Source organism: Kitasatospora cystarginea, from assembly GCF_039533515.1.
GTDB lineage: Bacteria > Actinomycetota > Actinomycetes > Streptomycetales > Streptomycetaceae > Kitasatospora > Kitasatospora cystarginea.
Genome location: NZ_BAAATR010000103.1, coordinates 1 through 6,106, shown reverse-complemented (window position 1 = coordinate 6,106; position 6,106 = coordinate 1). Strand labels below are relative to the sequence as shown.

At 69.6% G+C, this 6,106-nt stretch carries 6 protein-coding genes; 3 read left to right on the top strand and 3 right to left on the bottom strand.

All coding sequences use genetic code 11. The features are described from left to right. Window positions 1–768 precede the first annotated feature (768 nt). Window positions 769–1,182, top strand: a complete 414-nt coding sequence (locus ABD369_RS39810; RefSeq protein WP_344641532.1) for a GFA family protein — start codon at window positions 769–771, stop codon at window positions 1,180–1,182. A 122-nt stretch (window positions 1,183–1,304) separates the two neighbouring features. Next, the gene (locus ABD369_RS39805; protein ID WP_344641531.1) at window positions 1,305–1,694 is read left to right on the top strand and encodes a RidA family protein; all 390 of its coding nucleotides are present in this window, start codon (window positions 1,305–1,307) and stop codon (window positions 1,692–1,694) included. Window positions 1,695–1,941: 247 nt separating this feature from the next. On the opposite strand, the gene ABD369_RS39800 is transcribed toward ABD369_RS39805, so the two are convergent. After that, on the bottom strand, window positions 1,942–3,453 hold the full coding sequence (locus ABD369_RS39800) for a hypothetical protein (protein ID WP_344641530.1): 1,512 nt from the start codon (window positions 3,451–3,453) through the stop codon (window positions 1,942–1,944). Window positions 3,454–3,941: 488 nt separating this feature from the next. Further along, window positions 3,942–4,526 (bottom strand): hypothetical protein, encoded by a 585-nt coding sequence (locus ABD369_RS39795; RefSeq protein ID WP_344641529.1) that lies wholly within the window; start codon window positions 4,524–4,526, stop codon window positions 3,942–3,944. A gap of 621 nt (window positions 4,527–5,147) precedes the next feature. Between ABD369_RS39795 and ABD369_RS39790 the strand changes: the two genes are divergently transcribed. Continuing rightward, complete coding sequence (locus tag ABD369_RS39790; protein ID WP_344641528.1) at window positions 5,148–5,510, top strand: hypothetical protein; 363 nt, start codon at window positions 5,148–5,150, stop codon at window positions 5,508–5,510. A gap of 102 nt (window positions 5,511–5,612) precedes the next feature. On the opposite strand, the gene ABD369_RS39785 is transcribed toward ABD369_RS39790, so the two are convergent. Continuing rightward, a partial coding sequence (locus ABD369_RS39785; protein ID WP_344641527.1) for an ADP-ribosylglycohydrolase family protein occupies window positions 5,613–6,106 on the bottom strand: 494 nt, incomplete at its 5' end.

Sequence of the window (6,106 nt, the reverse complement as noted above, 5' to 3'; positions counted from 1 at the left end):
GGGCCCGGTGGCGGGCTCCAAGGGGTCGGAAACGGCCGGTCTACGACGCGGTGTCGTAGGAGCGTCGCCCGTCGGGGTTCCCGGGGCGCGTCGTTCTGCCCGCCGCCGTGGGGCTGAAACCTGGCCTTCGGGCCCGTTTTCGAGTTCCGTGATCACGGCTCTGAGCTGGGCTGATGTGGGACCGGCCGGTCGGTGGCGGCCCCGGCGGCCCCGGGGTGGCCGTGGTGGCGGGCGGGTGGCCGCAGGCCGGGTGGGGGTGGTCCACTATGCGGGGTAGTGGAGTGTCTGCCGCGTGTGGCCACCGTCACGGGCAACTTAAACCTATTTGCCCGATTTTCTCCTTTTTGGGCGGCCCTAGGGCCCCGAATGCCCCCGCCGGAATGTGGCCCGGGCCACAGAATGCGCCGGATCGCCGAAAACAATGTGGCCCAGGCCACAGGCAGAAGTGCGCCAAGGACCGCGAATACCTGCCCCGGCGCCGACCGCGAGCGGAACGGGGTGGAGCGGGGCGCCGGGTCAGGAACGCCGGTCGCAGCCCAGCCCCGACGGCCGGTAGGATCTCGCAGCTCTCACCCTGCGACCGCGGACAGCAAGCCGACCGCCGAAGGTCGGGGCCGTGCGATCGTCACCCTGGCGCCAGGCCCCTCACCGCCAGGGGTGAACACGATCTCGCCCACCGGGCCCCCGGACCCCAACACCAGCCCGGGACCCCAGCCCGATGGCACACTGACGCTTCCAACCCTCGCCCTTACCAAGGGAGATGTTCGAATGACCGAACTGAACGCCCCTTCTGAACTGCGAGCAGGCCGATGCCGCTGCGGGGACATCACCTACGAGGTCACCGGCGTTCCGGACGACCCGCACCTGTGCTCCTGCGAGCACTGCACTCACCTCTGCGGTGGCCCCGCGATGGCCTGGGTCGGCTTCCACAGGGAGGCGCTGACCTGGACCGGCCCTGGAGGCGAGCCGACCTGGTACGCCACCTGGCCGACCCTGCACCGCGGATTCTGCCCGCGATGCGGGACCCCTCTCGTCTCCATCACCGATGACTCCCCGATGATCATGGTGACGGCCTTCAGCCTCGACGACCAAACCGGCCTCGAGCCCCTCGGGCACAGCTTCCGCGAGAAGGCCGCGCCGTGGATGACCATCACCCTCGCCCACGAACCGCAGCCCCGGTAGCGCCGGCCGCAGCGGCAAAGCCCGGGGGCAACACGGCGGTGCAACTCCATACGCCTAGAGATATCAGGTCATGCTTGTGGCTGTATTAGACGTATCCGTGCTGGCCACTTAGCGTTTGGCGCATGACAGAGCGACGTGCGATCCTCAGCGGCTCGACCTTCGAGGAGCAGATCGGCTATGCCCGTGCCGTGGTGGACGGCGACTGGGTGCATGTGTCCGGGACGACCGGGTTCGACTACACCACCATGACGATCTCCGACGACGTGGTGGAGCAGGCCGAACAGTGCCTGCGCAACATCGAGGCCGCGCTGGCCGAGGCGGAGTGCACCTTCGCCGACGTGGTGCGGGTGCGCTACTTGGTGCCCGAGCGCGAAGACTTCGAGCCCTGCTGGCCGGTCCTGCGCCGCTACTTCGGCGATGTCCGGCCGGCCGCCACGATGCTCATGTGCGGTCTCGCCGACCCCCGGATGAAGATCGAGATAGAGGTGTACGCACGGCGGGCCACCGCGTAACAGCCCGATCTGTTCCGGGGAACGGGGGCTGCGTGGCCAACACGTGCCCGACGACGGCCGGGGCGATCCGACACACCACGAGTGGACTCGGCCGGAGCCGCGGCTGCCCGGTGGCGGACGGGCGGACGGACGGGCGGCGGAGCGATCACCGTGTCGGGGTTCCCGATCGGCTGGCCGCATCGTCCTGGACGAGCTCCGCGCCCAGCGGCAGGCCGGACTGCTCGCTGTGCGCGATCGACTCGGCTTTCTAGCGCAGCTCCAGGCCGAGTTCCCGCTCCAGCTGCGCACTCTGCTCCGGCGTGGCGAAAACGAAGTAGCTGTCGTAGTTGCTGTCCCTCAGACGCACGAAGTGGACGAGGTAGAAGCGGCGGGTGTCGTCACCGGGGTCGGGATCGACATGCCCGATGAACTCCGTGATCGCCAAGTGGTCGAGGTACTCGTCCGACTGATGCTCGACCCACTGCGTCACCAACGCGCCGTTGCGGACGAACTCCAGGACCTCGTGTCCCTCCTCGTCCTCAACCAGCCGGGCGCCGGTGATGGTGACCGCGCCGCCGGTGAGTGTCGCGGCCCGCTCCAGGATGCCCGCGTAGCTCTCCTCCAAGTCGTCCACATCGTCCCCGTGGGCCGAGATCGCCACGCCGAATTCTTCGAGAGCGCTGGGCACTTCATGGGGCGGCAGTTCGTTGTGCGCGAGGTCCGCGTAATCGGCGAGGACACTGTCGACCTTCTCCTGGGACACCATGCCCATGCGCTGGAGCAGCGCCCCCACGTGTGCGTACGACGAGCCCCTGAACCACGGCAACACGTCCACGAGCCTGTCCGCAGGCCGCCCCGCCTCCGCGACGAACAAGTCGCGCAGGCACACCAGTGGAACAGCCGCACCCCCGACCCGCTTGTCCGGCTGATCGACGAACGGGACATCGGTCCACCCGTTCTCCCGTGATCCGGCCTCCCCGGGCTCGGCATCGGGATCGAACGGGATGTACTGCCACACCGCCCCCTTGACCTGCCGGATCACCTCGCCCAGGTACCAGCAGGCGCCCTGCACGAACGGCTCGTCCCGCGCGGCGTCGAACTCCTCCACGGTGGTGAACCGCCGCCTCAGGACTGCTTCCAGCCAGTTCAGCGTGTCCGGGTGGAAGCTCCACCGCCACGCTCCCTCGAACGCGTCCTCGGCCCAGGCGGAGAGCGCCTCTCTCCGGTCGTCCAGCCATGCCGTCAGAGCCGGATCCTCTGCCAGCGGCGCTCTGGGGTCGACGTACGGCGTGTGCTCCTTGACGGGCTCCCACCCCGGAACGTGCTGTCGTCGCGCCGTCACGGCATGCCGGAGCCGCTCGACCTCTTCGGCGAACGCGGTCCCCGTACGCTCTCGCAGAGCGTGGGCGATCAGCAGCATCGGTGCGACTGGAGACAGTTCCAGTTCCAGGTCCGGCCAGACGACAGGCTGCCCCGGAAGACCGTCGATCTGCCGGGTGTTCCAGGCCCAGGCACCGCCGGCGACACCGAGCAGGACTTCGCCGAGATAGGCCATCGCACTCTCCACGAACTCCCGCCGCTTCCCGGTGTCCTGGACGCGGCCGTGGTGCTCCAGCAGGACCGCCTCCAGAGCCTCCAGCGACGCTGGGGAGTAGTCGAAGCAGAAATCCGCGGGGAGGAGCACCCTCTCCAGGACCCGCAGCTGGTAGGGCAGGTCGCCGATCCACTTTCGAAGCAGATGCTGCGGGGAGACTTCTGGCTGTGCCTCAAGAACCACCATGCGGCCACTGTAGAGGCGGGCAACGACAACGCTGGTGTCGTCGAGTCGCCACATCAGCGGGCCACCGATGGCGCCGTGTCCCGGACCGGTTCGGTTTCCCGCGGGGCCTGCGCCGTGGGCGGCGAGTGGTCCGGTGAGGCTGCGCCGGGTGTGTCGTATGCCCGGGAGCCCCGGGGGCCCGGTAGTATCCGGTGTCAGGGAGCCGCAGACGGCCCCGGAAAACGCAGCCACGGACGCCCCGCCCGGCGAGAGCCAGGCGGGGGCGTCCGTGAGGCGGATGAGCGCCGACCGCGGCGTGGTCCGGTTCTCGGCGATGTTCCGGTGCCGGTCAGGCCACCGTATCGCGATCCCGGACCACGCTATCGCCGGTCACGGAGAAGGTCTTGACCGAGCACGTTCCCGATCCGTCGAGGCGTCCACGGCCCCTCGACCGCCCTTTTCGCGATCGTCAAGACCATCGTCGCTCAGACCTTCCAGGGAAGGCCTGATCAGTCCCGGTCGCCCCCGCCCTCACCACCGTGGCCGCCCTCGTCACCGTGGCCGCCCCCGTGGTGGTGGTGGATGACCCGGAAGCTGGCCAGCACACCGTCCTTGACGAAGACACCCTTGACGCGGTGCACGTTCACGCCGTCGGCCTGGCTGTGAGGCCCGACCGTGGCGATCGGAGCGCCGTTGTCGCACACTGCCCCGCGGAAGACCTCGACAGTCTTGTGGCTGTCGTTGCGGATGTTCAGGGTCTTCGCGCCCAGGCCGCTGATCACGGTGATGCAGCCGTCCGTGTGGGCGGAGTAGGTCCGCTCGTTGATCTGGATCCGGCCCTCGTGGTGGCGCTTGTGGTGCCGGTGCTCACGGTGCTCGTGGCCCTCGTGGCCCTCGTTGCCCTTGCGTCCGTTGTTGTTCTCCTTCCCGTCGTTACCGGAGGGTGCCTGCTCGGGAACGGCCACCTGCTGGACGGCCGGGGCTGCCTGGCTCGCCGGCTGCGAGGCGGCCGAGGCGTAGGTGAGGCCGGTCGCGGCCAGAGCCGCGGCGGCGCCGACGGCCGCGGTGATAGCGGTGGCGCGGGTGATCTGCATGGAACTTCTCCTGTTTCCTGAGCGGTCGGCTAGGCCGCCGACCCCGTGATCTGAACGTAACGACGGCACTCACATCGGGCATCTCGAAGGCCGCCACCAGAGAGCCGAATGAGGTACCAGGACAAGGCGTCGCCCTCCTCAGGAAACGTCAAATCATCTGCAAGGCAAGAGAATTGAAATGAGCTTAGCCCTTCGGATTGAACCTGACACCAGCTCACACCATCGGCGGCCGGAGCGTCTGGAACCGCCGACACGATGAGATAAGTCGGCGTCAGGGAAACAGGCGGCGCAGGAACAGCGACCCGCTCGCCGACGCCTGCGCCCACACGCCCCTCCCCGCCGGCCCGTAGACCCGCCCGCCTGGCCGGTGCGACCCAGGACGCGATCCACACGAACGCCCAGAGCCCGGCCTGCCACGCAGGCGGCGGGCCCCGTCCCCCGACGATCTGGACCCTGCAGCCGCACGCGGCATCCCGGGCGACACCGACGGCCCAGCCGCAGGCGACCACCACAGCGACCAACGCAGCCCCCGATTGCACCGCAGCCGTCACGAGCGCCCCCAGACGAGAGGCCCGGTCTGGCACGGATCAGCTCGGGCTGCCAGACGGAGCGGCCCAGCCGATGGCACACCAGATCGAGCGGGACCGGCACGGGCCGCCCCGACGAGACCCCGACACCGTGCGTCCAGTCCAGCGGCACCTGCCGCAGAAGCTCGAACGCCGCCCGCAACGGGAGGTCGGACAGCCGCCAGAGCACCGGATGGCGGCTCACCAGACCGTACGCCGCGATCCTGAGGCTGCTCCAGGTGCCACGGCTCGAGGGCTTGCTGATCGCATACGCCTGGGTCGTCTGCGCCGCTGGGGCACCACCGCCACGACGGTCGGCCTCCGCCCCGGCCCGCCCACCGGTGACCGAACGGTCGGCCAGACCGGCCTGGCCTGCCTCTCCCTTCCCGAGGACGTCCTCCGCCTGATGCTCGAGTGACTACCCACCACGCCCCTGGCGGCCCGGCGGCTTCCGCGCGGCCCGCCAGGGAGACGGCCGGCGTCCGGGATCACCCCGGTTCCTCGAATGACGCCGGTAGCTCTACGGTCGTTGCACGCCCGGGCAGACCGCGGCGGCGAAGTCGTCCGCGAGCACGGCGATCTGGGCCCGGCCCTCGATCCTGGCCAGCCACTGCTGCGGCAGCAGCCCGTCGCCGTGACGGGCGCCGAGGAGATTGCCGCAGATCGCGCCGGTGGAGTCGCTGTCACCGGAATGGTTGACCGACAGCAGCAGCGCGGACTCGATCGGCGTGTGATCCTTCCAGAACGTGGTGCGGGCCAGCGCCGCGTAGACGGCGATGGCCAGTGCCTCCTCCGCGATCCAGCCGCCCCCGAGGCTCTCCACCGTCATGGGTGTCGCCGGGCCGGCCGCGGCGAGCTCAACCGCCTTGCGCAGCAAGGTGGTTGTCTCCTCGTGGCCCGGGTAGCGGGCCAGCAAGCCCATGCTGAGCCGGACCGCGTCCTGGAGGGACTGGCCGGTCACCAGGTGGCTGATCATGGCGGCGAAGGCCCCGGAGGCGTAGTAGCTGGTCGGGT

Bases quoted from the DNA above. Each gene is read 5' to 3' on its own strand.
- ABD369_RS39810 (WP_344641532.1), top strand. From the start codon at position 769: ATGACCGAACTGAACGCCCCTTCTGAACTGCGAGCAGGCCGATGCCGC.
- ABD369_RS39805 (WP_344641531.1), top strand. From the start codon at position 1,305: ATGACAGAGCGACGTGCGATCCTCAGCGGCTCGACCTTCGAGGAGCAG.
- ABD369_RS39800 (WP_344641530.1), bottom strand. From the start codon at position 3,453: ATGGTGGTTCTTGAGGCACAGCCAGAAGTCTCCCCGCAGCATCTGCTT.
- ABD369_RS39795 (WP_344641529.1), bottom strand. From the start codon at position 4,526: ATGCAGATCACCCGCGCCACCGCTATCACCGCGGCCGTCGGCGCCGCC.
- ABD369_RS39790 (WP_344641528.1), top strand. From the start codon at position 5,148: ATGGCACACCAGATCGAGCGGGACCGGCACGGGCCGCCCCGACGAGAC.